Here is a 24501-nt window from a genome sequence, read left to right on the forward strand (position 1 = left end):
TTTGTCAGTAACAATATAGACGAGCGGTCTGTTCCAGCATGGTTCAGCGCAGCCCCCGGAAGCGTTCAAAAATCATTCTTCGATTCTGAGTCCGAGGCAGGACGATGCCAAGCACCATTTGCCTCAGCTTGAGCGTCCCGTTGATGGCTTCATTGGGCGCTGAGCCAGCCACTATTCATCCGACCTGTCCCACAGGTTGATGACCTCGCCGTTGGAATAGCCGGAGATAAAGTGCTGCTGGGCATTGCTGCCGGGGTCGTAGAGATTGCGGCGCTGGGCACCTATATTGCCGCCATAGACGTGGATGCTGACGGAGGGAGCGTCACTCAGCCCGTTGGACACCCGGTGAATATCGCCGATGCGCGGTGATACCAGGTCGATGCTGCCGGGGTGCAGCTCGTGGCTGCCAAGCGCCAGCAACTTGCCGCTCTGCGGGTCGGGTGCGAACTCCTCGCAGCGCTCCAGGCCGCGCAGCACACCGACCATGCCCCAGACCTGGTGATCGTGTATGGGCGTGCACTGACCTGGGCCCCAGACAAAGCTGACCACCGAAAAACGTTCCAGCGGATCGCAGTGCAGCAGGTACTGTTGATACTCGGTGAGCCCTGGCTGGCTGTAGGCATCCGGCAGCCAGTCGTCGTGGCGGATCAGGTCTGCGAGCAGCACCTCGCCGGCATCCAGCAGCTTTGCTTCATCGTCCGATTCGTTTACCAGCACAGTGAAGGCCTGAACAAAATCACGCAGACGGGCGGTGTTATGCATGGCGGTCTCCTCAACACTAGGCTTGTACTTAAAGCCTACCAGAAGCTGGCGCATTTAGGCGTTTTGCTGTGCAACCGCTGCCAAACAGACTGTTCAGGGGCGTTGTTGTTAACCAGGCGGGTGCAGCTTGACCCTGTGCGCGCAGCACCGGCATGACGGGTGCCGGGCTCTATACTGAGTGCGATGACGGGATGCGGATGGCGATGACTGAACGGGTGATACAGGCGGATGGAATCTGCAAGCATTATGGCCGCGGGGAGACCCGGGTCGAGGTGCTGCGTGATCTGTCGTTTGAACTTGCCGCGGGTGAGTCCGTGGCCATTATGGGGCCCTCGGGCTGTGGCAAGTCGACCCTGCTGAACCTGCTGAATGGTCTGATGCGCCCCGATCAGGGCTCGCTGAAGGTGTTCGGCCAACCGTACCAGGAACTGGGCGACAACGGCTGGGCGCGCTGGCGTCGCCATCGCATTGCCACCCTGTTCCAGGATGGTAATCTGATACCAACCCTTAATGTTTCCCGCAATATTGTCTTTCGGGCCGGTCTGGCGGGGCTCAAGGTCGAGCCGCTTGAGCTGCTGCTGGCGCTGGGTATTGGCGATGTGGCGCAACGTTTCCCCGACCAGCTGTCCGGCGGTCAGCGCCAGCGTGCAGCCCTTGCCTGTGCCTTTGCCATGCAGCCTGAACTGATTCTGGCGGATGAGCCCACCGGCAGTCTGGATGAAACCAGTGCCGGGCGGGTAATGCCGCTGTTCTTCAAGGCCATGCACGAACGCGGCCTGACGGCCCTGATCGTGACCCACAACCCGGTACTGGCGCAGTGCTGTGATCGGGTGCTGCACCTCAGCAACGGTGCCCTGCGCCCATGACCCCGGCAGTCTATCTGGCGCAGGCGTACCTGAGCCATTACCGTCGCCACCCGGGGCAGCTGGCTGGCCTGCTGCTGATTCTCGCCTGTGCCGCCATGCTCTGGAGCGGCGTGCAATCACTGACCAGTCGGGGCGCCGACTCCATTAAAGCCTCAGTGCAGGCTCAGGCGCCGCAATTGTCGCTGCAGCGGCTCGACAAGCGCCCGCTGGGGGTGGACGACTTCGCGCTGCTGCGCCGTGCGGGTCTGTGCGTTACACCGCGCCTCAATCTGCAGCTTGAACTTAATCAGGCCGCTAACCCAGGCAACAGCAACCCGCAGAGCGCGGTATCTTCAGCCCGCAGGGCGAGGCTGCGCCTGCTGGGCGTCGATCCTCTTACGGCGGACTGCCTGCCTTCGCTCCCCTGGATGTCGGCTGTGCTCAATGCAGCAACGCCGGAGCTGATGGCCGGGCAGGAGACAGCACAAGGAATGTCGTCACCGGGAGCACTCTGGGGTTCGTCTGCCGCATTGCTGCTGTGGAAAAGCAGTGTGCAAGCAGCGGCCCTTGACTATGCGCTGCACCAGAAGCCCGGTCTGCCGGCCGATCTGCTGCTTGGCGATATCGCCACCATAGCGGCTATTGCCTGGCAGATCGGCCGCGAGACCCGGCTTGAGCTGCTGATGCCGGCGCCGCTGGCCGGGAAGCTGCCGCAAGGCTACGAGGCGCTGCTGCAGGACTACGGGGTTTCGTCGGCGCCGCTGGCGAACAGCTTTCTGCTCAGTCTGGAGGCGCTTGGCTGGCTGGCCTTGCTGGTGGCGGCGCTGCTGGTACGGGCGGTCTATCTGTTTTCGATGGAACAGCGCCGGCGCAGCCTGGACATTCTCTATCGCCAGGGCGTTGAGCTGTGGCGCCTGCGACTCTATCTGCTGCTGGAAATGCTGTTGCTGTGCGTGCTCGGCGGGGCTCTGGGCGTATGGCTTGGACAGGTGCTGGCGGGCCTCTTGGCCGATGGTTTTAAGGGCACCCTGGCCGGGCTGTTCAGTGTGGAGGGCCTGGGTGCGGGCCTGTCGGCGGGGGCACTCTGGCTGCGGGCCGCCTTTATCCTGCTGGTGCTGCTGGTCTGGGCCTGCAGCGATATCTTGCTGCTGCGCTTCGGCAGGCCCTCGGGCGAGGACAGCCGCGGTGAGGGACTCTGGGGCTGGCTCGCCGCTGTGATGCTGATGCAGGCGGGCGTTCTGGGGCTGGCGCTGGATACGCCGCTGTGGCTGATTTTTGCCGCCACCGGTGCCTGCCTGCTGGGCGCCGGGCTGTTGCTGCCGCGCATGCTGTCGCTACTGCTGGCAGGGCTGCAGGCACTGTTGCAGCAAAGGCCTGGCGCAGTGCTGCTGGAGTGGTCCTGCTCGGAGATGCAGGCGCTGTGCCGCCTGCTGCGCCTGCCATTGCTGGCGCTGGCGTTTGCCATTGCCTCGGCCATTGGCATCCAGGCCATGGTGACGGGATTTGAAAGCACCTTCGCGCGCTGGCTCGATCAGCGCCTGCAGGGGCAGCTCTATCTGGATCCCGGGCAACCGGTGGCGTTGCAGGACTGGGTTGCGCAGCTGCAGACGCTGCCCCGGGTGGTGGCAGTGCTGCCCCAAGTGCGGGGACGGGCGCTGGTGGAGCAACAGGCGGTGGATGTGCTGGGGGTGGATCCTGGCTCCAGGCTGGTGTCGGGCTGGGATTTTCTTGAATCGGCGCCGCAGCCCTGGCAGGCGCTGCTGGGGCAGGGTCTGATGGTCAATGAGCAGCTGGCGCGGCGTCAGCACCTCAAGCTCGGCGACTGGATGAAGGTGCGAATGGGTTCCATGGAAAAGCTGTACCAGGTGGCGGCCATCTATGCCGACTACGGCAGGCCGGATGGCGAAATTCTGCTGTGGTCACGCCATTTACCCGCGGCTCTGCCCGGGCGTTACACCACCTTTGTGCTGGGGCTGGCGCCCGGGTCCGCGCCGGATTGGCAGCGTTGGACGCAACAGTATCCCTGGCTTGGTGGCAGCCGACTGCGCGATCAGGCCTCGCTCAAGGCGGGGGCCCGGGCGGTGTTCGGCCGTACCTTCGATATTACCGGCGCGCTGAGCGGGCTGACGCTCATACTGTCCGGGGTTGCGCTGATGCTGATGGCGCTGACGCTGTTTCATTTGCGTCAGCGCCTGTATAGCTGGATCTATGTCTGTGGTTTGACCCGAGGCCAGTTGCGCTGGCGCCTGTGCGCCCATGCCATGCTGCTCACCACCGTGCTGGGGGTGCTGGCGACGCCGCTGGGCATTTTCCTGTCCTGGGTGCTGGTGGCCCGGGTCAATCCGGTGGCCTTTGGCTGGGCGCTGCCCTTTAACCTCTACCCGGCATACTGGCTGCAGGTGTGGCTGGCCTGTCTGCTGGTGGGGGTTTTAACCGGTTTGCTGATGGCCAGCCCGGTGCGCCTCGAGACGTTGAAAAATGAATAGGCGACGGCTGCGCGGGGGCCTGACGGTGCTGGTGCTGGTGCTGGCTCTGGTGGCGGGCGGCTGCAAGCCGCGACAGGCGCCGGACAGCCGCCTTGCCGCCTGGATCGGATCGGACATTGCCCCGGGGTTCAGCGAGGCGGGACCGCAGGTGCCAGTCAGCCTGCCACAGGACCTGGGCAGCCATCCGGACTATCGGCTGGAATGGTGGTATCTGACCGCCAATCTGCAGGGTCCCGGCGGCGAGCTTTTCGGCCTGCAGTGGACCCTGTTTCGCCTGGGCCTGCGTCCCGGGAAAAACCCGGGCGATGCCACCGGCTGGAAGCAGGACGAACTCTGGTTGGCCCATGCTGCACTGAGCCGGCCCGGTGCGCACCGTTTTGCGGCCAAGGCCGCCCGCGGCGGCACCGGCCAGGCCGGCGTCAGCGCACAACCTTTTGCGGCCTGGATCGATGACTGGCAGCTGGTGGCCGGCACAGACGATAGCTTGGCGCTGCAGGTACAGGCCGATGGCTTTGGCTATCGCCTGCAGCTGAAGCCGACGCAACCTGCGGTCCTGCATGGGGAGCGGGGCTTTAATGCCAAGTCGGCCGCGGGCGGCGGTTCCATGTACTTCAGCTATCCGGCCCTGGCCATCCAGGGCGAGGTGGAACAGGATGGCCAGCGCTTTGCCGTGACCGGCCAGGGCTGGTTTGATCGCGAATGGACCAGTCAGCTGCTGCAGCCGGATCAGCAGGGCTGGGACTGGCTGGCGCTGCATCTGGACGATGGCCGCCACCTGATGCTGTATCGCATCCGGGGTCGCGATCCCTTTTACACCGCCACGCTGGTGCAGGCCGATGGCCGCGGGCAAGCGCTGAAAGCGGCGGAATTCAGCCTGGTGCCGCTGGAAGAACGCGACAGTCACCGGGGCAGGGTGCCGGTACGCTGGCAGGTGAGGGTGCCCGCCCAGGGCATCGACCTGGAGGTCCGCTCCTGGCCCGGCGAATACTGGAATCCGGGCCGGCTGAGTTACTGGGAAGGGCCGGTGGACGTGAGCGGCAGTCATGGTGGTGAAGGCTACCTGGAAATGACCGGCTACGGCGACTGAGGCTGCGCCCTGTGCGGCTTCGGGTTATGCTGACGAGCTTTGCGTTATCGACTGTCAATCCTGCCCCGAGACCGGTTTTTCCCATGGTGTTATTTTTTCAGCTTGGCTGGTTTTTTCGTGAACACTGGCGTACCTACAGCCTGGCGTTGCTGATGCTGGCGGGCGTGGCCGTGCTGAACATGAGCGTGCCCTGGCTGGTTGGCCGCGCCATAGACGCGCTGCTGCAAACGCCGACCGGCACCGACAACGCCACCCCGGGTGCGCATTATCTGCTGGCGCTGTGCGGGCTGGGGCTGGCGGTCTATCTGCTGCGCATGGGCTGGCGGCTGATTCTGTTTGGGACCTCCTATCGGCTGGGTAACCTGCTGCGGGCGCGCTTTTATCAGCGCCTGACACGCCAGGGGCAGGCGTTCTACAACGTTCACAACACCGGCGATCTGATGGCCCGCGCCACCAACGATATTGATGCCATCGAGCTTGCGGCAGGCGAGGGCGTGCTGTCGGGCTTTGACGGCCTGCTGACACTGCTGCTGGTGCTGTTGATGATGTTTGTCGTCATTGACTGGCGTCTGGCGCTGGTGGCGCTGCTCCCCTTTCCCTTTATGGCGCTGGCGTTTTATCGCATCTCCAGTGCTGTACACCGCCATTTTCAGCAGGCGCTGGAGCAGTTCTCCCGACTCAATGACCGCACCCAGGAAGCCCTGGCCGGCATTCGCCTGGTCAAGGCCATGGGGCGCGAAAGCGTTGAGACCCGCGCTTTCTGTGCCATCGCCGAAGAAGCCGCGGCAAGCAACTTCAAGGTGGCGCGCAGCGAAGCGCTGTTTGAACCGGTGATCTTTTTGTGCATGGCGGCGGCGCTGGCGCTGAGTGTGGGCTTTGGCGCCTGGCTGATAGTGGAGCAGGCACTGACGGTCGGCGCCCTGGCCAGCTTTATCATGTACCTGGGGCAGCTGATCTGGCCGATGTTTGCCTTTGGCTGGCTGCTGAACATTGTCGAGCGCGGCAGTGCCGCCTTCAAGCGGGTAGACAGCCTGCTGCAACGACCGGACAGCATCGATGCCAGTGGCACCCAGCAGCCATCGGGGGCGGATATCCGCCTGCGGGGGCTGACCTTCAGCTATCCAGACAGCCCGACGCCTGCGCTGGCGCAGATCGACCTGACTCTGCCCCGGGGGCGGGTACTCGGGGTCGTAGGCCCGACCGGCGCCGGCAAGAGCACGCTGGTTCAGCTGTTGATGCGCTATTGGGATGCACAGCAGGGTGTCATTGAACTGGGCGGCGTAGCGATCAGGGAATTACAGCTGGCGGCGGTGCGCGGGACTTTCGCCTATGTGCCCCAGGACGCATTCCTGTTCAGTATCAGTATCGCGCAGAATATTGCCCTGGTCAGGCCCGATGCCAGCCAGGCTGATATTGAAGCCGCCGCCCGCATAGCGTCGGTACACGACGATATCATGGGTTTTGAACAGGGCTACGACACCCCGGTGGGCGAGCGTGGCGTGACCCTCTCCGGTGGTCAGCGCCAGCGTCTGGCGATAGCCCGGGCACTGCTGACGCGAGCACCGGTGCTGGTGCTGGATGATGCGCTTTCGGCGGTGGATGTGCATACCGAGCGGCGTATTCTGGGGCATCTGCGGCGCAATATTGGCGCCCAGAGCTGCATTATCATCAGCCACCGATTGTCTGCGGTGCAGCATGCCGACGAGATTATTGTACTGTCCCATGGCGTTGTGCTGGAGCGTGGCACTCATGCCGCCCTGCAGGCAGGGGATGGCTGGTACAGTCGCATGGATGCCTATCAACAACTCGAAGCGTCGCTGGATGCCAGGGATCAGGAGGTCGGGGCATGAGTGCTTCAGCCCATAGCAACACCGAGCAGACTGAGCTGCCTCGGGACAAGCGCGGCGCCTTTCGCCTGCTGAGCGACTATGTGGTGCGGGACAAGCCGCTGCTGCTACGGGCACTGCTGTTGCTCCTGCTGGCGACGGCGGCGGATGTGGCCGGCCCGATTCTGCTTAAAGTCTTTATCGACGATCATCTGCTACCGGAAAATTTCGAGCTGCGGGCGTTGCTGAGCCTGCTGCTGGTCTACCTGCTGACCCAGATCTCGGCCGCCTGGTTGCGTTACCAGCAAACGCTGCGATTTTGCGACATGGCGCTCGGGGCCGTGCTGGATATTCGCGAGCGGGTGTTCGCCCATGTGCTGCGCCTGCCCATGGTCTTTTATGATCGCGCCATGACCGGTCAGTTGGTCAGCCGCATCACCAACGATACCGAGGCCATCAAGGATCTGTATGTGCAGTTCCTGTCGGTGGTGCTGACCAATCTGATTCTGCTGGCGGGTATCATAGTCGCCATGGGGCTGCTCAATGTGCAGCTGATGTTGATTGCCCTGACCCTGGTACCGGCGGTGGTGGCGGTGATTTACGTCTATCAGCGTCTCAGCGGCACCGCGGTGGGACAAACGCGCCAGCTTCGCTCCGAGATCAACGCCAGTATCAGCGAGTCCATCGCCGGTATGGGGGTGATTCAGGCCAGCAATCAGCAGCAGCGTTTCAGCGCCCAGTTCGAAGGCCTGAACAGCCGATATTACCGCGCCCGCATGCGCACCGTGCGAGCCGGAGCTTTCTTGCTGCGCCCGGCCATCGACCTGCTCAGCGTACTGGTGCTGGTGGCGGTGGTCTGGGGCTTTGGTCTGCAGCAGGTCGCCGGTGTGGCGGAAATCGGCGTGCTCTACGCCTTTCTCAATTACCTGAGTCGCTTTACCGAGCCCCTGGCCGAAATCACCCAGCGCTTCAATCTCTATCAGCAGGCCATGGTCGCGGGCAGCCGTGTGCATCAGCTGATACAGGAGGGCGAGCAGCAATACCCGGCCGGTGATGCACTGATCAGTGCCGGTGCCATCAGCGTGCGGCAGCTGGATTTCCAGTATCAGCCGGGCAAACCCGTGCTTAAGACGCTTTCGATCGAGGTGCCGGCCGGTGGATTCTTCGCCGTGGTGGGCCATACCGGCAGCGGCAAGAGTACGCTGCTGAACCTGCTGCTGAATTTCTATACCCCTACCGGTGGCGAGATTCGTCTGGACGATCAGCCCCTGTCGCAGCTGGGCCACGAGGCTCTGCGCTCAGGTATCGGCCTTATTCCGCAGGAGCCCTTTGTGCTCGCGGCCAGCCTCTACGACAACATCGATATGGGGCGGGACCTGGGCCAGGCGGCCATCGAAAAGGCGGCGCGCCAGGCGCATCTGCACAGCCTTATCGAGTCCATGCCGCTGGGCTATCAGACGCTGCTGGGGGAGCGGGGTACGCGACTCTCGACTGGCCAGCGCCAGCAGCTGATTATCGCCAGGGCCCTGGCCGCTTCGCCGCGCATCCTCTTGCTTGATGAGGCCACGGCCAACGTCGACAGCGAAACCGAGCAGGTGGTGCAGCAGGCGCTGAGTGAGCTGCATGGCAAGGTTACGCTGATTGTGGTGGCGCATCGTTTGTCCACCATTCGCCAGGCCGACCGTATTCTGGTGCTGTCCCACGGCGAGATTGCAGAAACCGGCACTCACACCGAGCTGCTGGCCCGCCCCGATGGCCTTTACGGTTCCATGTATCGTCTGCAGCAGCAGGCGCGGCGGGTGGAAGAGGCCGAAGGCGTCTGAGGCTTTGGGCGTGAATTTGTACTGTTCAGTAAGGCGGCGAGTCGACGCGCCTCAGTCTGTCCGCTACCTGGCGCAGGCGCACCCGATCCGGCTCGAAGTGCAGCTCCTGTTCGGCGCGCCCCAGCGCCCGGAGGGAATGCTCCAGGCTGAGCCGCTGCATTTCACCCTGGCCGGTGGCGGCGAGGCTTTCAAAGGCTTTCTGCAGCCGAGTGGCCACTTCGAGGTTGGCGGCGCCATCGCGGGCAATCGGGTTGAAGGCATCGTCAAACATGTCCCGCAGTGCGAGTTCGGGGACGCCGACGCGGTCGAACTGGGGAGTGGAGCGCTCGTCATCGCCGACAGGCGCCGCCCAGAGCGCAAACAGCCGCACCAGCGAGCCAATCACATCAATGGCGGTACCGGGATCATTTACCGCCGGCGATAGCGCCCGGCTGGCGATTTCCGCCAGTACGATCAGGCCAAAGCGCGGGTCCTCATCGAAGGTGCGTTCGGGAAGAACCCGAAAGGCGGCAGCAATTTCAGCGACGTCCCAGGGGGCAGCAGCGTTGTCTGGCGGGGCTGCTGCGGATGCCGCGTCTGGTACAACCTGGGCCAGGGGCCTGCCCGGGCCTATAAAGCTGCCGGGGAGACAGGTCAGGCTGATACGCAGGCGTGACTTTTCCGCCAGCGTCTGCAGGGCTGCCAGATCCACAATCTGCACATAGCCAATATCGTCGCTGAACACCGTTTGTGCGCCTGGCGCAAGCGGCGCCACCGCAATGCCTCCGAGGGTGGGGGAGCAGCGTCTGCGCCGCAGCGCAGTGGCTGTGGCCTTTTCTGCCTTGTGTACGGTGCTGCCCATACGACCCAGGCGGGCAATGGAGTCGACCCACCGCACGAAGGTGATGATAACGATGGCAAACACCAGCAGGGTCAGAATGAAGAGGGCAAAATAGCCCGCTTTGCCGAAGTAGCCATTTTTCAGGGCGATGAGGGCGACGATGCCGAATATGAAGGCACCGATAAAGGCGGAGAGCGCGTTCTGGGAACTGTCGTCTGCGATCACCAGGGCAAAGGTGCGTGGCGTGGCAGTAGTGCTGGCCGAGGCGTAGGCCGAAACCATGGAGGCAACGGCGAAGGTGGCGATGACCAGCATGCTGGAGGAAATAATGCTGAGCAGTGTTTCGATCGAGCCCCGAGAAATGCTCGGCACCAGGGCCGCGAGGCCCGTGTAGTCAGCCAATTTGGCAACGTAGACCCAGAGAACCGACAGCACGCAATTAAGCAGCGGCTTGACCCAGAGGCGCTCGCCGATGCGGTTGAGGAAAAATCTCAGGCGATCATGCATTACCAGTCACTTTGAGGGAACCTGTTGAAAATGGCTACCCGCAAAGCGTAGCACTCCTCTATTAACCTGACAGGCAAATAGGTTTTCTTCCCCGCCACAGGCCCTTTAATCCAAGAGAATGAGCGCAGCTAGGCGTATAGGCTGGATTTTTCAGGGGATATAGCCGGCATGCGCATTGTGGGCCATTGCTTCTGAGGATGGCCCAATGATGATGCATCTCGGCTGCATACAGGCGCGCACTGGCCCGTCAGTCATCGTGTTTGTTAGCAACGGCCGGTATGGCCTTCTCGGCTTCCTCTGCGATAACGGCGCCGCTGCCAAGTGCCGATAGGGTCACCAGCGTTGCGACAATTCCCTTTAGTTTGATCATGAAGGCTCTCCAGTGGTTTAGGAGTGGCCAAGTTACCCTGAAACGGGGAGAAAGTCCTTGTCCGGTCGCGCGGGTCTTTATGGCGCCTGGCCACTGCCGGATTCGAACCTGGATCTGTGTTGTCATTGCGGGGGCGGCGGGGGGTGCGGGGATAGAGGCAAGGGCGGGCGCTGGTGATGTCTGCTCAGCGCTCGCGGAATTAACGGCGACGGATCAGGGGGCAGTCCACTGCTTGATTCTGTCCTGGGATATTTTTACGGCGTCGTCGCTGAAGGTTTCCGGGTAGCGGATGATCACGGCTTCCAGTGCATAGTCTTCAAGGCCCATGTCGACGAGGCTGCTGTAGCCTTCGGGCTCGGCCGGGCGATTGATGGCGCGATCAACGGCGCTGATGATGCCGTGACGCTTGATCAGCTGCCAGGTGCTGGAGGCGCGGGTTTTCTTGCCGTTTTTGACGCTGAGGACTTCTTCATAGGCATAGATGGCGCTGATAGCATCTTTTTCTGCCTCCGACTCGGTGTCGTAGGCGTCGGCCCGCAGTTGTACGGCCCGCTGTTTGGCTTCCATCGCCAAATCATCCCGGCCACGCTCGGCACAGTTTTTGGCAAATATTTCACATTTTTCCGGTGTTTTTATATTCCTGACTCTATCGTCCATATTAGTTTTCACCCTGTGTTGGCAGATGCCGACAACAACGTCGACAGCGCTGCGTTGCTCGCTGACGATTATCAGCCTGTATCGCATTATCTATTAGGCTAACGGACAAATAGGTTCCCTATCTTGTCTGTCACGCCATAGGCTCTTTAATACCAAAAGAATGGGCGCAAGTACGCGGACATGCTGACCTTTTTTGGGAGAAGAGAAGGCGTTCACATTGGGTCTTAGTTCCAACGAAAGGCCCAATGATGAAGCATCCCATGCTTCATATATTAACCCTGGCACTTTTTCACTATACGGTGATTAACTGCGCAATGCAGCCAAAGGCCTGAGTTCTGCAAGATTAACTGCCGCTGCGACAGCGGAGTAACGACAGAATCCTGTGACTGGCGAACGGCTGTGACGGGCGCTACACGGGAGTCACACGGGAGCCAAGGTTGCGTTGGCCGGTTTTCGCTTGCCTGCTGCCGAACTAAATGCGATTCGTGCAATCTATTGAAACTGCACCGGTAATCAACCTGTTGTACGGAGCCTGGAACGGACGTGAAGGCATTACTCTATACCCTGACATTGCTGCTGTTTTCGCTGGGCGTATCGGCATCCGAGCAGGCTAGCGATGAAGCGCTGCCGGCGAGTCATGCTGATTTCAGCACAGTGTCTGCGGTTATTGATCCGGTGCCCTGCGGCGGTGCCGATCGGGTTTTTGCCGTCGTTGTATTAACCTGCCTGTTCGACCTGCCACAAAATCAGCCTGGGCTCCAATATCAGGCCGCCTATGGCACATCGATCAGCGGTCTTCAGTCTATCCGCGCCCCCCCGGTGGCTCTGGCATCCCTTTCGAGCGTTTAACGACTTAATTTTTATTTTTATTGATTCCATTTATTTGGGGCGACGCCTGCACGTCTGCAGGTTACTGCCCCCCGGGGGATTGCATGATTACTTCAACCCTTTTTCGCCATGGCGTGAGTGATGCGCCCGCCAAACAGCAGATCAGCCACCGGCTGAAATGGCTCGCGGCGGCGGCGCCACAAATCACCCGCGTGGATATAGTGCTGGATCAGGTACCGTACGGCGGGCGTCCCAAGCACCTGTATCAGTGCCATATTTCGATGCGTGCGGCCGGGCGCAAACAGTGTGATGTCTACGTCAACAATGGCTCCATTGATCTTGCGGTTGCCGATGCATTCGACCAGATAGGCAGTCTTATCCGTTACAAAAACCCCGAAAGCCGGGCGCACGTATGAATACTTTAATGCACAGGAGTACCCCAATCATGGCGCGTAAAATCAGGTACATGCTGATTCTGATGCTTGCCACCTTGTCGAGCCTGAGCATGGCGGGCTTGCCAATGACCGATGGCGCGGGGCGCGAGCTGCCGTCTCTGGCGCCCATGCTGGAGCAGGTCAATCCGGCGGTGGTGAATATTTCGACCTATACCAGCAAGCCGCAGCAGCAGAATCCCCTGCTGCAGGATCCCTTCTTCAGGCGCTTCTTTAATATTCCCGATGAACAGGCCCGGCCGCGCCCGCGGCGCCGTCAGACCAGTGCCGGTTCCGGTGTCATTGTTGATGCCGCCAAAGGCTCCATCATTACCAACTTCCATGTCATCAAGGGCGCGGATGAAATTCAGGTATCGCTGACCGATGGCAGAACCTTCGAGGCCGAGCTGGTGGGGGGCGATCCCGAGGTGGACATCGCGGTGCTGAAGATCGAAGCCGATGCTCTTACCGCCGTGTCGCTGGCGGATTCGGACGATCTGCGCGTGGGTGACTTCGTGGTGGCCATCGGCAATCCCTTTGGTCTGGGCCAGACCATTACCACCGGTGTTGTCAGTGCGCTGGGGCGCAGTGGTCTTGGAATCGAGGGCTATGAAGACTTTATCCAGACCGATGCCTCGATCAACCCGGGTAACTCCGGTGGTGCGCTGGTGAACCTGCGCGGCGAGCTGGTGGGGATCAATACGGCGATTATTGCCCCCGGCGGCGGTAACGTGGGTATCGGTTTTGCTATCCCGGTCAATATGGCCCAGGCCAGTGCGGCGCAGATTCTGGAGCATGGCGAGGTCAAGCGGGGCCAGATCGGTGTCGCGATTCAGGACATGACGCCTGCGCTGCAAAAGGCCTTTAAACTGCCCAATGGCCAAAAGGGCGTGCTGGTGACCGATGTGAAGAAGGACTCCGAAGCCGACAAGGCCGGGCTGGAAGCCGGTGACCTGATCATGGCCGTTAACGGTCAGGCATCGCCGACTACCGGTCAGCTGCGCAACAGCATTGCCTTCAGCGAGATTGGCGAAACCCTGTCGCTGAAGGTACTGCGCGATGGCAGAACCCTGATGCTTGAGGTTGATGTCGGTGAGTCGGCGGACTGGGCGATCAAAGCTGAACATCCGCTGTTGCAGAACCTGACGCTGCAGCCCAACCCCGGGGGAGCGGGTGTGCAGATCAAGGCGCTGTCGCCGGACTCAATGGCGGCGGCCAATGGCCTGCGTGCCAACGATGTCCTGCTGAGCGTCAACCGGATCAAGGTTGCCTCGGTGGAGGATGTCGCCCAGGCGCTGCAGAACAGTGACGATCCCGTGCTGTTGCAGGTCGAACGGGGCGGAGGTGTGTTTTTCCTGGTGATTCACTAATTTAAGCTGGCAACGCTGAAGGACAAACAGGCTCCCTGCCTGTTTGTCCTTTGTGGACTCTAAGTGCGTTTTGCCTTTTCTCCTGCAGCGCCAGGATTCCCGCACTTCCTGGCAGTCACACCCAGGCACGTATATGTGTGTGCGGCCACGAAACTACCTGGCGAATAGACAGGCTCCCTGCCTGGAAGGTGCGATCTAGTGTAGTACTTCGCTCTTAGAGGCGCTTTTAGCGAGTCGCCCGCAGGGAGCTCGCCAATTCGCGCCCTGCTGCGTTGCCGCTCTTGGCAAGAGCCCCACTTATACCTGCGAACGGCGCCTTGCCGGACACGAATTGACGGGCTCTATAAGCACCCATTAGGGCGAAGCAGTACATTAGCTTCACGGCGACGTCGTTCTGTGCTTCCATCGGCAGTCAACTTAACTCACAGGATTTTCTCCCATGCCTCTGGCCATTAGTCTGCATCTGCTTGCTGCCGTTATCTGGGTGGGGGGCATGTTTTTCGCTTACCAGTGCCTGCGTCCGGTGGCGGCCAAAGTACTGGAACCGCCGCAGCGCCTGACGCTCTGGTGCCAGCTGTTCAGCCGCTTTTTCGTCTGGGTCTGGGGTGCCATTGTCACGCTGCTGCTGACCGGCCACTGGATGATCGGATTGATGGGCGGCATGACCGCGGTGGGAATGCATGTACATGTCATGCTCGCCACCGGTTATCTGATGGTGGCGCTCTTCCTGCATCTGTATTTCGCCCCCTTTCAGCGTCTGAAAAAGGCGGTGGGCGCGTCAGACTGGCAGCAGGCGGGCGTGCAGCTCAACCAGATTCGCCGCTTTGTGGGCATTAATCTGCTGCTGGGGCTGATCACAGTGGTGAATGCCGTGGCTGGGCGAATGCTCTACGCTTAAGGTTAGGTAGCCTGTCGGGCTTAACACTTCGGTCTTTTCCTCGTTATGAACGGCCATGCCCGACCGGCTGTCAGGAGCAGAGCTTCAGACAAATGGCGGTGCTGCCGTCGATCGGTTTTGGCGAGTGGTAACAGGTTGTTGCATGAAAACCATAGATGGCCAGGCACTCTGGCATTCATTGGGAGCGGTTCATTTCAGGGAGATGTCCACCTTCGGGGCCTTGCCGGACACCACGGTGCAGCGTTTGCTGGCTGAAGGCCATGTCCGGCAGCTCGACCAGGGGGAGGTACTTTACCGGGCGGGAGATCGGGTTTACAGCTTCTTTGTGGTGATTAGCGGCCAGCTGGCCATGTATAGCTGCGCTGACGATCAGCACGCTTTTTCGCGCCACCATACTCAGGGCGAAACGATAGGTTTTGTTGCCATGATAGGCTTGCACGAGCGGGTCGCTACGGCGGTCGCGGCGCAAGAAACCCTGGTGGTGGAAATATCGTCCGACCAGTTTCTCGGATTGCATATCAGCGAGCCCGAAGCCTTCGGTCTGCTATTGCTGAACCTGTCGCGGGAAATGGCCCGGGGCATTCGTCAGCTGAACAGCATTATCGTCCATATGAGCATGCAGCAAAGCACAGGTAAGGTCGACTGATCAGCCGGCCGTACCCGTGCTTTAGCACCGCTGTGTGCCGGCGCCACCGCTCTGGCGCCGCCGACATTCAATTAGCCTGACTTATTCGGGCGCGGCTTCAAGGTCCAGACGCAGAGCCACTTCATCGCCGATGGCGGGCAGGCCGTAGCCCATGCCGAAGTCGCTGCGCTTGATGGTGCCGCTGGCGGAGAAGCCGGCCATCGGTGCCTTGGTAAACGGGTGCGGGCCTATCTTGTTGATGATCATGTCCAGCACTACCGGCTTGGTAACGCCCAGCAGGGTCAGGTCACCTTCGAGGGTGGCGGTATTGTCGCCGGTCTTGGTGATCTTGCTGCTTTCAAATGTCATTTCAGAGAATTCGGCAGCATTGAAAAAATCCGGCGAGCGCAGGTGCTCGTCACGCTTCTCGTGGAAGGTGGTAACCGACTCAGTGTCGATGACCATCTGGATGCTGGAGTTTTCGATATTGTCGGCGTCCAGCACCAGGGTGCCGTCCATCTTGCCGAAGCGGCCGAACATGGTGGAGAAGCCCAGATGGTTGATGTTGAACACGGCGCTGGTGTGGGCGGTGTCAATCGTGTAGTTGGCAGGGGCAGCGAAGGCCGCACCACTGGACAGGGTGGCGGCAAGGATACCGGCGGTGAGCAGGTTTTTCAGTGTCATGATCAGATCCTTTCGGTTGTTGGTTTTGAACTGCGATTGGTTTTTGTACTGCACAAGGCAATGTGGTTTTAGTAGCCGGATGCGCTTTCAGTGCCGAGCAGCAGTGCCACTGTGATGGCCAGCGCGCAGATCAATGCGCCAAGTACGGCCAGGCACAGAGCCCGGGGGCCGGGCTGGGTGATATTGCGCAGCCCCGGCAGGCGGGCCTGCAACATGTCGATCAGCAGCAACGGGGTCAGCAGCAGCAGGGCCCAGCCGCTGGCCTTGGTGAAAAACAGCAGCTGAGCACAGAGGGCCACCAGGGCGGTGAGCAGCACATAGTGGCCACTGGCCCCCAGGGCAAAGCGTACCCGGGGCCAGTTCCACAGCAGAAAGCCGCCGCAGGCTGCCATCATGGCAAAGCCGGTCTGGGCGATGGACGCCGAGGCGCCGATCAGGCTGATGGCGCCGACACCACCGCTGGCAAAGAGCAGCATGATGCCCGCATCGAGGCGTTCCCGGGACGCGTTGAAACGCAGGGTAGCGAGCAGGGCGACGGCGATCAGCACCAGTATCAGAACCCAGCCTGCCAGGTCGATGCGCCCGATGCGGCTGCCCAGCAACCAGCCCAGGGCCAGGAGGGAGAGTGCAAAGCCGACCCCCTGCAGTAAGCGGCCGCGCAGATCCAGGCTGTCGATAATGAGCCCCAGCACCAGGGCCAGTGCAACCAGATAGGGCAGTTTTTGCGATGCCGAACGTGGCGGGAAGACCGGTGTCTGGATCAGCAACAGGCTGGCAAGAAAGCCAATGGCAATGGCGGCGCTGGCAAGCCGGGCGCCGGCTTGCGGGCCGAATGCCACGCGGATCAGCCCGCTCAGGCCCAGGGCCAGCAGCAGGGGTAGCAGTGAGCTTTGTATGGCGGGGTTATTCAACAAGGATGACATCCGTGCGCCTCGGCCTTTTATGGATGGGTTGCGGTCAGGGCTCTATTAAGCCGGTTAAATGTGTACAAAGTTTTTCAGTCAGCGGCCGAATTGTCGCGCCTTGTCGCAGGCGGGGCTCCTGGCATACTTTGATACACTTTGTTGTTCGCCCAGGGTCTGCGCAGCGGTTAAGCTGGCCTGACTCCCACACCGGCTGAGATCCCATGAACACGACGCCCCACATACTTGTTGTTGACGACCATCAGGAGATTCGTGATCTGGTGGCACGCTATCTTGAGCAGTACGAGATGCGGGTCAGCACGGCGCGGGACGGTCAGGAAATGAAAAAACGCCTGGCGGGCAGTGCCATCGATCTGGTGGTGCTGGATTTGATGATGCCGGGCGAGGATGGACTGTCGCTCTGTCGTCACCTGCGGGAGCACGGCCAGATTCCCATTATCATGCTGACCGCCATGGCGGAAGAAACCGACCGTGTGCTGGGGCTGGAAATGGGCGCCGATGATTACCTGACAAAACCGTTTTTCCCCCGCGAGCTGCTGGCCCGCATCAAGGCGGTGCTGCGCCGTACCGAGGCGCTGCCGCCGCAGCGCGAGGCACCGGTGGCGGAGCAGTTGTGCTTTGCCGGCTGGCGGCTGGATGTTGCCCGCCGGGAGCTGGTGGGAGCCGATGAGGTGGCGGTGCCCCTGAGCACCGCTGAATTCAAGCTGTTGTCCACCTTTCTCGCGCATCCGCGGCGGGTGCTGAGCCGTGAGCAGCTGCTGGATATGACGCGGGGTCGTCAGGCTGAGGTATTCGATCGCAGTATCGACAACCAGGTCAGCCGCCTGCGCCGCAAGATCGAACAGGATCCGGGCAACCCGGTGCTGATCAAGACGGTGTGGGGCGGAGGTTACATGCTCAGTGCCGAGGTGACTGAATAATGCTGCGCTACCTGCGCCAGAGTCTGCCCGGCAGGGTGATTGGTCTGCTGATCGTAACGCTGGGGATCGTGAATGCCACGACGGTTTATATCTTCTTCGAAGAACGCAGCCGTGCCGTGCGTCAGAGTCAGATGGAAGATCTGGTATCGCGCAGCGCCGCCATGGAGCGACTTCTGGGCGACACACCAATAGAGCTGCATCAGCAGATGCTGAGTTCCGTGACCAGTACCCGCTTTCGCTTCGCCATAGAGGCCGATGCTGCGGCGAGTCCCGCCGAGCGCACCGCGCCTGATCATCCGCTGTACCAGCGTCTGCGCGACCTATCCAGTACAGCGCAGGATCAGACTCGGCTGTCCATCAGCCCGCGCTATTACTGGTGCTACAGCTGGGTACAGAATCTGCTCCGGCCGAATCTGCTGTTCGATCCGGCGGGCGGCGGCCTGCCCCTGGCCACAGTGTCGCTGCAACGCGCCGATGGCCAGTGGCTCAATGCGGTGCTGCTGTCGCCCACCAAACTGCCGAGCTGGATAGGCCCGCTGCTGGTGGCGCTGGGGCTCTTTGCCCTGACGGTCATAGTGGTGGTGCTGATTGTGCGCCACGTCACAGCACCGCTGGCGGCGCTGACCCAGGCGGCGGACCGGATAGGGCGTGGCGAGACAACAGAGGTTATTTCAGAGCAGGGCCCGCAGGACATGCGCCATACCATGCGGGCCTTCAACCGGATGCGTGAGCGCCTCGAACGCTTCGTGCGCAACCGTACCCAGATGATGGCGGCCATTTCCCATGACCTGCGTACCCCCCTGACATCGTTGCGCCTGCATGCCGAGTTCCTGCCCCAGGGGCCGGAACGTGACAAGATGCTGTGCATCCTGGGGGAAATGCAGGACATGATAAACGCGACCCTGGCGTTCACGCGGGAGGATGCGGTGCAGGAAGACTCGCGCAACGTTGATCTGGCGGCACTGACCGGCAGTCTGTGTGATGACCTGCAGGCGCTGGGACTGAATATCAGCTATGACGACAGTCTGCGAATTCCGTTTTTGTGCCGGCCGGTGTCCCTGCGCCGGGCTTTGAGCAACCTGATTGAAAATGCCTGTCACTACGGTGGCAGCGCCGAGGTTGAAATACGCCAGAACGCCCAGCAGCTGCAGATATTTGTGCGTGATCAGGGGCCCGGTATCGCGGCGGCGGATTTAGAACGGGTGTTTGATCCCTTCGTGCGGCTGGAGAGCTCGCGCAACCGGGACACCGGCGGCATAGGCCTTGGACTCGCCATCGCCCGCAGCATTGCCCACGCCCACGGTGGCGAGGTTTATTTGCGCAATCGTAACGCCGGCGGGCTTGAGGTCGAGCTGCAGTTGCCCCGCAGCTGAGCACAGAAGCACCTGAGCTCTGGACTTCTTTAACTCTGCAAAGGTCGCCCGGCAGGCGGTTTTGCCGGGCTGGCAGCTGCCAGATTTCCGTTATATAGTTGCGCCTGCGCCCTGTGGCTATGATTACGGGGCCGAAAACAATAACAAGGGTGCGATGAATGAAAGCTTTTCTGAATGCTTGTGTGCGCTCACTGGCGAAATGCAGTGTCTACTTCACCTATGTGGAGTCCCGGCCTGACTTGCTGGAAGGCGTTCGGGTCGTCAGACACTGAGGATTGCGGCTCTTGCGTGAAGAGAGCCCTTTGCAGGGATCGCTTCAGAATAAGCACTGCTGGCCGGGTCAGCGGTGCTTTTTTGTATATGGATGTAGGTGTCCTGCGGGCACAGTGACGCGCCGCAGTCGCGATCATGAGTGACGTCATTGGAATTTCCACATAACGCAGACGCAGGTCCGCGCAGCAGGAGTACCCGTAGAGGACCTTATGTGCAGAACCCTGGTAACCCTGATGCTCGCCACCCTGGGCGGTTATCTGGCGTGGCTCGCCGCCATTCCGTTGCCCTGGATGCTGGGTTCCATGTGCCTGACCGGAGCCCTGGCGGTCGCGGGCAGGCAGGTGGCGGTGCCGGGGGGGTTGCGCAGCCTGTTTCTGGCGGTGCTGGGCGTTTACCTGGGCTCCGGGGTGTCGTCGGATCTGGTGCAGCAACTGCTGGACTGGCGCTACTCCCTGGCGCTGATTCTGCTTTATGTCCCACTGCTGACGCTGATTATTACGCTGTTTTATCGCTACGCGGGCCGCTTTGACTGGGCCACGGCCTTCTATTCGGCCGCGCCCGGCGCACTCAGCTTTCTGATTCTGGCCAGTCAGGGCTCGGGGGCCGATACGCGCACCGTGGCGCTGTTGCAGTCGCTGCGGGTTTTCCTGCTGGTCATGAGTGCACCCTTGCTGGCCTCGGTTCTCGGCGGCGAACTGCTGCCCGAGCCCATAGTGCACCGCTCGGCGCTGAGTCTGGCGGATCTGGGCTGGCTGCTGGGGGTGAATGGCGCTGTGATTCTGCTGCTGCGCAGGCTGCAGATACCCGCCGCCGAAATGGCCGGTGCCGCGCTCACTACCGCGGTGCTTTATGGTAGCGGTCTGGTGCAGGGCAGCCTGCATCCGCTGCTGCTGGATGCCGCCTTGGTGGTGCTGGGAGCCTCGGTGGGCTGTCGCTTTATGCCCCTGAGCTGGGCCCAGGTGCGCCACCAGATCGGCACAGGCGTGGCGGCCTTTGTGCTGACCATGTGCATTGCGCTGGGTACTGCCTGGCTGGTGCAGCAGCTGACCCGCATCGACCTGGTGTCGGCATTTCTGGCCTTTGCCCCCGGAGGTGTGGGTGAGATGAGCCTGGTGGCGCTGTCCCTGTCGCTCGATGCCACCTTTGTGACCGCGCACAATCTGGTGCGGATCTACCTGCTGATTCTGCTGATCACAGCCAGTCAGTACCTCTTCGCCCGCGCGCGTGCCCTTTAAGGGCTCAGAAGGTTTCGGTATCCACTTCCAGCAGGGTGGCGTCGTTATAGCGTGCCCCCCGGACCCTATGCTGGTTTATCAGCTCCTCCAGCCGGTCCATTGATTCCTGTGACAGCACGACCTCGGCGCTCTGGCTGTTCTCGATCAGGTGGCCGGCATTGCTGGTACCCGGGATCGGGATTATGTGATCGCTCCTGGCCAGTAGCCAGGCCAGCGCCAATTGCGCCATGGAGCATTCCGTTTGCCTCGCGATGCGCTGGTATTCGTGCAACAGCGCAAGGTTGGCGGGGTAGTTCTGTTCGCTAAAGCGCGGCATGCTGCGCCTGAGATCACTATCGGCCAGTTGCTGCGGGTCTGTCAGCTGGCCGGTCAGAAAGCCCCGTGCCAGCGGGCTGAAGGCCACGAAGGCAGCACCTATATCCTTGCAGGCTTGCAGTACGGCGATTTCGGGCTCGCGGGTCCAGAGTGAATACTCGCTCTGCACGGCGCTGATCGGATGTTCGGCGTGGGCCCGGTGCAGGGTCTTCGCCGATACCTCGGACAGGCCTAGGGCGCGGACCTTGCCAGCGCGCACCAGGTCACCCAGGGCGCCAACGCTTTCCTCGATGGGCACCTGCTTGTCCCAGCGGTGCAGATAGTAAAGGTCAATGGTGTCGGTATTGAGGCGACGCAGGCTGTCTTCACAGGTTTTGCGCAGCACCTCGGGGCGCCCATTGATTTCCCGCTTGCCAGCCTCGTTCCTGAAGATACCGCACTTGCTCGTCAGCACGAACTCATCGCGCCTGTGCATCACCGCCTCGCCAAGCAGGCTTTCGTTCTGTCCGAAACCATAGAGGGCGGCGGTATCGAGCAGTGTATGACCTGCGTCCAGCGCCTGATTCAGCAGGCGAGTGGCGCTGTCTTCATCGGGGCCAGGGCCATAGCCGTGGGACAGGCTCATGCAGCCGAAACCGATGGCCGAAACGTCAAAGGGGCCGAGTGTGCGCCGCTGCATAGGATGCCTCTGGTACTGTTTGTGAGGTTTTAAGCGTGATCGCGGATAAAGACCCAGGTATCAGCCTCGGACATGGATTCAGCGAAGCGGTAGCCGTCGAGGTCGAAGCCGCGCAGCTGTTCCGGGTCCTGAATGCGGTTCTGGATAATGTAGCGTGCCATCAGGCCGCGGGCCTTCTTGGCGTAGAAACTGATGATCTTGTACTGGCCGTTTTTCCAGTCCTTGAATACCGGCGTGATCAGGCGTGCATCCAGTTTTTTGGGCTGCACGGATCTGAAGTATTCATTGGACGCCAGGTTTACCAGTACCGGTGTGGGGCTGAGCGTCAGCTCCTGATTCAGGGCCTCGGTCAGGCGCGGGCCCCAGAACGCATACAGATCCTTGCCGCGACTGTTGCCAAGCTTGGTGCCCATTTCGAGCCGGTAGGGCTGCATCAGATCCAGCGGCCTGAGCAGACCATAGAGGCCCGACAGTATGCGCAGTTTGGACTGGGCAAAGTCGAGGTCACCGGTCGACAGACTTTGGGCATCCAGTCCTGTGTAAACATCGCCCTTGAACGCCAGCAGTGCCTGCTTGGCGTTGTCGACATTGAAGGGTGTTTCCCAGCTGGCATAGCGCGCCACATTGAGGCTGGCAAGCTTGTCGCTGAGCTTCATCAGCTGGGCCACATCCTGCACCGCCAGCGTGCGCAGTTCATCGATCAGCATTTGCGACTGCTCAAGGTAGGCCGGCTGGCTGTGCTGCTCGGTAACGGGGGGCGTTTCGAAATCCAGTGTCTTGGCGGGGGAGATGACTGTCAGCATGGGTACGGGATCTTTGGCTTCAATTCGACACCGATGATACGCAGGTTGGGCCGGCAAAAAAAGCATCGCCGGCCGCAGGCGGGGTCGTGCCGGAGAACGCTGTTCATGCTGCAAACAATGCAGTGGCGCAGGGATGCGCCACTATTGGCCAACGGCCAATGCGAGCTCTTGCAAATCCAGGGATCTGACAAAATTCTGCCGTGTTCGCAAGGGCGAGGGGCAAGGGCGAGGGGCAAGGGCGAATATGTACCAGGACAGGAAGTCCAGTTGCTCGCCAGGTTAAGAGCCGTCTCACGGCTGCCAGCGCTCTGGGCTATTTATGCTAAAGTGAGCCGCACTTTATTTGCGAGCCTGATATGCAATATACAACGGGAAAGGACGCCTTTTACGCCGGAGTTCGGGCGCTGTTGCCGGCAGCACCGGGGGTGATCCCCTTTGGGCTGGTCACAGGCGTAACGGCGATTGAACAGGGACTGTCGCCCCTCACCAGCATCGGCATGACGGTGCTGTTTTTCGCCGGTGCCGCCCAGATGGCGGCGCTGCAACTGCTGCGCAACGATGCCTTCCCGCTGGTCATTATTGTCACGGCACTGGTGATCAATCTGCGCTTTCTCATGTACAGCGCCTCCATGGCGCCGCATTTTGCCCGCTTGCCCAAACGCTGGAAGTGGCCATTGTCCTATGTGCTGTCCGATCAGGCCTATGTCCTGAGTATCCTAAAATTCACCGATGGCAAGTCGGCCTTGTACGGCCACTACTTCTATGCCGGCGCCGGCATCAGCATGTGGCTGACCTGGCAGCTGGCGGTGATGGCGGGGGTCTTTCTGGGGGCTGAGATTCCGGCCAGCTGGTCGCTGGATTTTGCCATTCCGCTGGTCTTTCTGGCGCTGCTGGTGCCCTCTGTCAGGAACTCGGCCTGCCTGGGGGCTGCCTGTGTCGGCGGGGTGGTGGCGGTGCTGGCCATGGACATGGCCTATAACCTGGGTCTGCTGCTGGCGTCTGTATGCGGTATCGGCACCGGTCTCTTGGTGGAGCATGTGCAGCGAGGCAGGCCTGGCAGGGCCCTGTCTCCCGCGCCTGGGGATGCGGCACCTGAGGAGAAAGCCGCAGGCGAGAATGCCACTGGGGACAAAGCACCATGAGTGAACTGGAACTCTGGCTGCTGTTTCTTGCCGTGGGGCTCGGTACCTTTTGCCTGCGGCTGTCCTTTATTCAGTTTCACGGTCAGTTGCGCTTGCCGGCGGTACTGAACAGGGCCCTGGCCTATGTGCCGGCCAGCGTACTGGCCGCGCTGGTGTTGCCATCGGTGGTCAACTCTGGCGCCGATGCTGAACTGTTACTCTTGAGTCCGCGCACTCTCGCCGCTCTGACGGCGGCGCTGGTGGCCTGGAAGACGAAAAACATTCTCTACACCCTGCTTAGCGGAATGGCGGTGCTCTGGCTGCTACAGTCGTTCAGCTGAAGGCAGGCTCTGGCGGTAACGGCGGGTCTGGCGCCTGAGTTGATCTAGTTGCGCAGACGGGTATTGAGCTCGTCGACCACTTCGCTCCAGTCGGAGTCATCTTCTATGGCTTCGCGCAGAAACGCCGCCTGTACCGGCGTCCAGAAGGTGGCCTGATCGAGTCGAATGTCCTGGCTGAACAGCCGGTGGATGCGAATAAACTGCTCGACATCGTGCTCACTGCTGGGCAGGCCAAGCTGCTCGAACAGGTTGTGCATACTGTGTTGCGAGGTATCCATGCTGATTTCCTGCCATGTGTTGCGGTGGTGCGCAGGCGCGACGCGTCTGGCGCTGTGCCCGCACACTGGAGTCTCGTTCAGGAGCGGGGGAAAGTCAAAGCAGGGGGTAGCGCTTGGTCAGTGCGGCAAAACAGCGTTGTAGCCATAGTCCCGGCGGGGCTGTTCAGGGGCACCGGCGTGCCGAATTGTGTATCATGGCGCTCAACCTTTTCTGCAGGCTT

General features: G+C 61.3%; 24 protein-coding genes. 15 read left to right on the forward strand and 9 right to left on the reverse strand.

Annotated elements, in window-relative coordinates; all coding sequences use genetic code 11:
* Window positions 1-171 precede the first annotated feature (171 nt).
* Window positions 172-762 (reverse strand): cysteine dioxygenase family protein, encoded by a 591-nt coding sequence (locus MRS74_RS05625; RefSeq protein ID WP_254579303.1) that lies wholly within the window; start codon window positions 760-762, stop codon window positions 172-174.
* Between the two features lie 197 nt (window positions 763-959).
* Between MRS74_RS05625 and MRS74_RS05630 the strand changes: the two genes are divergently transcribed.
* The 5 genes from MRS74_RS05630 (at window position 960) to MRS74_RS05650 (ending at window position 8829) form a co-directional block, all read left to right on the forward strand.
* Entirely contained in the window at window positions 960-1628 is a 669-nt protein-coding gene (locus MRS74_RS05630; RefSeq protein WP_254579304.1) for an ABC transporter ATP-binding protein, read from the forward strand.
* Window positions 1625-4093, forward strand: a complete 2469-nt coding sequence (locus MRS74_RS05635) for an FtsX-like permease family protein (RefSeq protein WP_254579305.1) — start codon at window positions 1625-1627, stop codon at window positions 4091-4093. Before MRS74_RS05630 ends, MRS74_RS05635 begins: the two co-directional genes overlap by 4 nt.
* A complete protein-coding gene (locus tag MRS74_RS05640) occupies window positions 4086-5180 on the forward strand; it encodes a lipocalin-like domain-containing protein (RefSeq protein WP_254579306.1) in 1095 nt (364 codons plus the stop codon). The genes MRS74_RS05635 and MRS74_RS05640 overlap by 8 nt, the downstream gene beginning before the upstream one ends.
* Before the next feature lie 83 nt (window positions 5181-5263).
* Window positions 5264-7030 (forward strand): ABC transporter transmembrane domain-containing protein, encoded by a 1767-nt coding sequence (locus MRS74_RS05645; RefSeq protein ID WP_254579307.1) that lies wholly within the window; start codon window positions 5264-5266, stop codon window positions 7028-7030.
* A complete protein-coding gene (locus MRS74_RS05650; RefSeq protein ID WP_254579308.1) occupies window positions 7027-8829 on the forward strand; it encodes an ABC transporter ATP-binding protein in 1803 nt (600 codons plus the stop codon). The genes MRS74_RS05645 and MRS74_RS05650 overlap by 4 nt, the downstream gene beginning before the upstream one ends.
* A gap of 25 nt (window positions 8830-8854) precedes the next feature.
* Here the strand turns inward: MRS74_RS05650 and MRS74_RS05655 are convergent, their stop codons facing one another.
* From MRS74_RS05655 to MRS74_RS05660, 3 genes are all read right to left on the reverse strand, one after another.
* Complete coding sequence (locus tag MRS74_RS05655) at window positions 8855-10156, reverse strand: DUF2254 domain-containing protein (protein ID WP_254579309.1); 1302 nt, start codon at window positions 10154-10156, stop codon at window positions 8855-8857.
* Window positions 10157-10403: 247 nt separating this feature from the next.
* Window positions 10404-10526 carry a hypothetical protein gene (locus tag MRS74_RS23975; RefSeq protein WP_256557816.1) on the reverse strand — a complete coding sequence of 41 codons (123 nt, stop codon included), beginning with the start codon at window positions 10524-10526 and terminating at the stop codon, window positions 10404-10406.
* A 213-nt stretch (window positions 10527-10739) separates the two neighbouring features.
* Window positions 10740-11093 (reverse strand): hypothetical protein, encoded by a 354-nt coding sequence (locus MRS74_RS05660; protein ID WP_254579310.1) that lies wholly within the window; start codon window positions 11091-11093, stop codon window positions 10740-10742.
* Between the two features lie 633 nt (window positions 11094-11726).
* On the opposite strand from MRS74_RS05660, the gene MRS74_RS05665 reads away from it, so the two are divergent.
* The 5 genes from MRS74_RS05665 (at window position 11727) to MRS74_RS05685 (ending at window position 15356) form a co-directional block, all read left to right on the forward strand.
* Window positions 11727-12032, forward strand: a complete 306-nt coding sequence (locus MRS74_RS05665; RefSeq protein WP_254579311.1) for a hypothetical protein — start codon at window positions 11727-11729, stop codon at window positions 12030-12032.
* Between the two features lie 83 nt (window positions 12033-12115).
* On the forward strand, window positions 12116-12427 hold the full coding sequence (locus MRS74_RS05670) for a hypothetical protein (protein WP_254579312.1): 312 nt from the start codon (window positions 12116-12118) through the stop codon (window positions 12425-12427).
* A gap of 29 nt (window positions 12428-12456) precedes the next feature.
* Window positions 12457-13812 carry a Do family serine endopeptidase gene (locus tag MRS74_RS05675; RefSeq protein WP_254579313.1) on the forward strand — a complete coding sequence of 452 codons (1356 nt, stop codon included), beginning with the start codon at window positions 12457-12459 and terminating at the stop codon, window positions 13810-13812.
* Window positions 13813-14251: 439 nt separating this feature from the next.
* Window positions 14252-14710, forward strand: coding sequence for a DUF4149 domain-containing protein (locus MRS74_RS05680; protein ID WP_254579314.1), 459 nt, complete (start codon window positions 14252-14254; stop codon window positions 14708-14710).
* A gap of 142 nt (window positions 14711-14852) precedes the next feature.
* Window positions 14853-15356, forward strand: a complete 504-nt coding sequence (locus MRS74_RS05685) for a Crp/Fnr family transcriptional regulator (protein ID WP_254579315.1) — start codon at window positions 14853-14855, stop codon at window positions 15354-15356.
* Between the two features lie 81 nt (window positions 15357-15437).
* Here MRS74_RS05685 and MRS74_RS05690 read toward each other — a convergent pair whose 3' ends face one another.
* Both MRS74_RS05690 and MRS74_RS05695 read right to left on the reverse strand, forming a co-directional pair.
* Entirely contained in the window at window positions 15438-16019 is a 582-nt protein-coding gene (locus MRS74_RS05690) for a YceI family protein (protein WP_254579316.1), read from the reverse strand.
* Between the two features lie 68 nt (window positions 16020-16087).
* Window positions 16088-16942 (reverse strand): MraY family glycosyltransferase, encoded by an 855-nt coding sequence (locus MRS74_RS05695; RefSeq protein WP_254579317.1) that lies wholly within the window; start codon window positions 16940-16942, stop codon window positions 16088-16090.
* A 203-nt stretch (window positions 16943-17145) separates the two neighbouring features.
* On the opposite strand from MRS74_RS05695, the gene MRS74_RS05700 reads away from it, so the two are divergent.
* The 3 genes from MRS74_RS05700 (at window position 17146) to MRS74_RS05710 (ending at window position 20743) form a co-directional block, all read left to right on the forward strand.
* Window positions 17146-17862 carry a response regulator gene (locus tag MRS74_RS05700; RefSeq protein WP_254579318.1) on the forward strand — a complete coding sequence of 239 codons (717 nt, stop codon included), beginning with the start codon at window positions 17146-17148 and terminating at the stop codon, window positions 17860-17862.
* Window positions 17862-19235, forward strand: coding sequence for a sensor histidine kinase (locus MRS74_RS05705; protein ID WP_254579319.1), 1374 nt, complete (start codon window positions 17862-17864; stop codon window positions 19233-19235). Before MRS74_RS05700 ends, MRS74_RS05705 begins: the two co-directional genes overlap by 1 nt.
* Before the next feature lie 482 nt (window positions 19236-19717).
* Window positions 19718-20743 carry an AbrB family transcriptional regulator gene (locus MRS74_RS05710; protein WP_254579320.1) on the forward strand — a complete coding sequence of 342 codons (1026 nt, stop codon included), beginning with the start codon at window positions 19718-19720 and terminating at the stop codon, window positions 20741-20743.
* A gap of 4 nt (window positions 20744-20747) precedes the next feature.
* Here the strand turns inward: MRS74_RS05710 and MRS74_RS05715 are convergent, their stop codons facing one another.
* Both MRS74_RS05715 and yaaA read right to left on the reverse strand, forming a co-directional pair.
* Window positions 20748-21737, reverse strand: a complete 990-nt coding sequence (locus tag MRS74_RS05715) for an aldo/keto reductase (protein WP_254579321.1) — start codon at window positions 21735-21737, stop codon at window positions 20748-20750.
* Window positions 21738-21766: 29 nt separating this feature from the next.
* The gene (gene yaaA / locus MRS74_RS05720; RefSeq protein WP_254579322.1) at window positions 21767-22540 is read right to left on the reverse strand and encodes a peroxide stress protein YaaA; all 774 of its coding nucleotides are present in this window, start codon (window positions 22538-22540) and stop codon (window positions 21767-21769) included.
* Window positions 22541-22896: 356 nt separating this feature from the next.
* On the opposite strand from yaaA, the gene MRS74_RS05725 reads away from it, so the two are divergent.
* Both MRS74_RS05725 and MRS74_RS05730 read left to right on the forward strand, forming a co-directional pair.
* Window positions 22897-23682: an AzlC family ABC transporter permease gene (locus tag MRS74_RS05725; protein WP_254579323.1), complete on the forward strand. Its 786-nt coding sequence runs from the start codon at window positions 22897-22899 to the stop codon at window positions 23680-23682.
* Complete coding sequence (locus tag MRS74_RS05730; protein ID WP_254579324.1) at window positions 23679-24002, forward strand: AzlD domain-containing protein; 324 nt, start codon at window positions 23679-23681, stop codon at window positions 24000-24002. The genes MRS74_RS05725 and MRS74_RS05730 overlap by 4 nt, the downstream gene beginning before the upstream one ends.
* A 44-nt stretch (window positions 24003-24046) precedes the next feature.
* On the opposite strand, the gene MRS74_RS05735 is transcribed toward MRS74_RS05730, so the two are convergent.
* Window positions 24047-24280, reverse strand: coding sequence for a DUF2789 domain-containing protein (locus tag MRS74_RS05735; protein ID WP_254579325.1), 234 nt, complete (start codon window positions 24278-24280; stop codon window positions 24047-24049).
* Window positions 24281-24501 lie beyond the last annotated feature (221 nt).

Source organism: Marinobacterium sedimentorum (genome assembly GCF_024267675.1).
GTDB classification, from domain to species: domain Bacteria; phylum Pseudomonadota; class Gammaproteobacteria; order Pseudomonadales; family Balneatricaceae; genus Marinobacterium_A; species Marinobacterium_A sedimentorum.

What these genes read in the sequence shown, in the direction of transcription:
- MRS74_RS05625 (WP_254579303.1), bottom strand. Translation starts at nt 762, where the DNA reads ATGCATAACACCGCCCGTCTGCGTGATTTTGTTCAGGCCTTCACTGTG.
- MRS74_RS05630 (WP_254579304.1), top strand. Translation starts at nt 960, where the DNA reads ATGGCGATGACTGAACGGGTGATACAGGCGGATGGAATCTGCAAGCAT.
- MRS74_RS05635 (WP_254579305.1), top strand. Translation starts at nt 1,625, where the DNA reads ATGACCCCGGCAGTCTATCTGGCGCAGGCGTACCTGAGCCATTACCGT.
- MRS74_RS05640 (WP_254579306.1), top strand. Translation starts at nt 4,086, where the DNA reads ATGAATAGGCGACGGCTGCGCGGGGGCCTGACGGTGCTGGTGCTGGTG.
- MRS74_RS05645 (WP_254579307.1), top strand. Translation starts at nt 5,264, where the DNA reads ATGGTGTTATTTTTTCAGCTTGGCTGGTTTTTTCGTGAACACTGGCGT.
- MRS74_RS05650 (WP_254579308.1), top strand. Translation starts at nt 7,027, where the DNA reads ATGAGTGCTTCAGCCCATAGCAACACCGAGCAGACTGAGCTGCCTCGG.
- MRS74_RS05655 (WP_254579309.1), bottom strand. Translation starts at nt 10,156, where the DNA reads ATGCATGATCGCCTGAGATTTTTCCTCAACCGCATCGGCGAGCGCCTC.
- MRS74_RS23975 (WP_256557816.1), bottom strand. Translation starts at nt 10,526, where the DNA reads ATGATCAAACTAAAGGGAATTGTCGCAACGCTGGTGACCCTATCGGCA.
- MRS74_RS05660 (WP_254579310.1), bottom strand. Translation starts at nt 11,093, where the DNA reads ATGGAAGCCAAACAGCGGGCCGTACAACTGCGGGCCGACGCCTACGAC.
- MRS74_RS05670 (WP_254579312.1), top strand. Translation starts at nt 12,116, where the DNA reads ATGATTACTTCAACCCTTTTTCGCCATGGCGTGAGTGATGCGCCCGCC.
- MRS74_RS05675 (WP_254579313.1), top strand. Translation starts at nt 12,457, where the DNA reads ATGGCGCGTAAAATCAGGTACATGCTGATTCTGATGCTTGCCACCTTG.
- MRS74_RS05680 (WP_254579314.1), top strand. Translation starts at nt 14,252, where the DNA reads ATGCCTCTGGCCATTAGTCTGCATCTGCTTGCTGCCGTTATCTGGGTG.
- MRS74_RS05685 (WP_254579315.1), top strand. Translation starts at nt 14,853, where the DNA reads ATGAAAACCATAGATGGCCAGGCACTCTGGCATTCATTGGGAGCGGTT.
- MRS74_RS05690 (WP_254579316.1), bottom strand. Translation starts at nt 16,019, where the DNA reads ATGACACTGAAAAACCTGCTCACCGCCGGTATCCTTGCCGCCACCCTG.
- MRS74_RS05695 (WP_254579317.1), bottom strand. Translation starts at nt 16,942, where the DNA reads ATGTCATCCTTGTTGAATAACCCCGCCATACAAAGCTCACTGCTACCC.
- MRS74_RS05700 (WP_254579318.1), top strand. Translation starts at nt 17,146, where the DNA reads ATGAACACGACGCCCCACATACTTGTTGTTGACGACCATCAGGAGATT.
- MRS74_RS05705 (WP_254579319.1), top strand. Translation starts at nt 17,862, where the DNA reads ATGCTGCGCTACCTGCGCCAGAGTCTGCCCGGCAGGGTGATTGGTCTG.
- MRS74_RS05710 (WP_254579320.1), top strand. Translation starts at nt 19,718, where the DNA reads ATGTGCAGAACCCTGGTAACCCTGATGCTCGCCACCCTGGGCGGTTAT.
- MRS74_RS05715 (WP_254579321.1), bottom strand. Translation starts at nt 21,737, where the DNA reads ATGCAGCGGCGCACACTCGGCCCCTTTGACGTTTCGGCCATCGGTTTC.
- yaaA (WP_254579322.1), bottom strand. Translation starts at nt 22,540, where the DNA reads ATGCTGACAGTCATCTCCCCCGCCAAGACACTGGATTTCGAAACGCCC.
- MRS74_RS05725 (WP_254579323.1), top strand. Translation starts at nt 22,897, where the DNA reads ATGCAATATACAACGGGAAAGGACGCCTTTTACGCCGGAGTTCGGGCG.
- MRS74_RS05730 (WP_254579324.1), top strand. Translation starts at nt 23,679, where the DNA reads ATGAGTGAACTGGAACTCTGGCTGCTGTTTCTTGCCGTGGGGCTCGGT.
- MRS74_RS05735 (WP_254579325.1), bottom strand. Translation starts at nt 24,280, where the DNA reads ATGGATACCTCGCAACACAGTATGCACAACCTGTTCGAGCAGCTTGGC.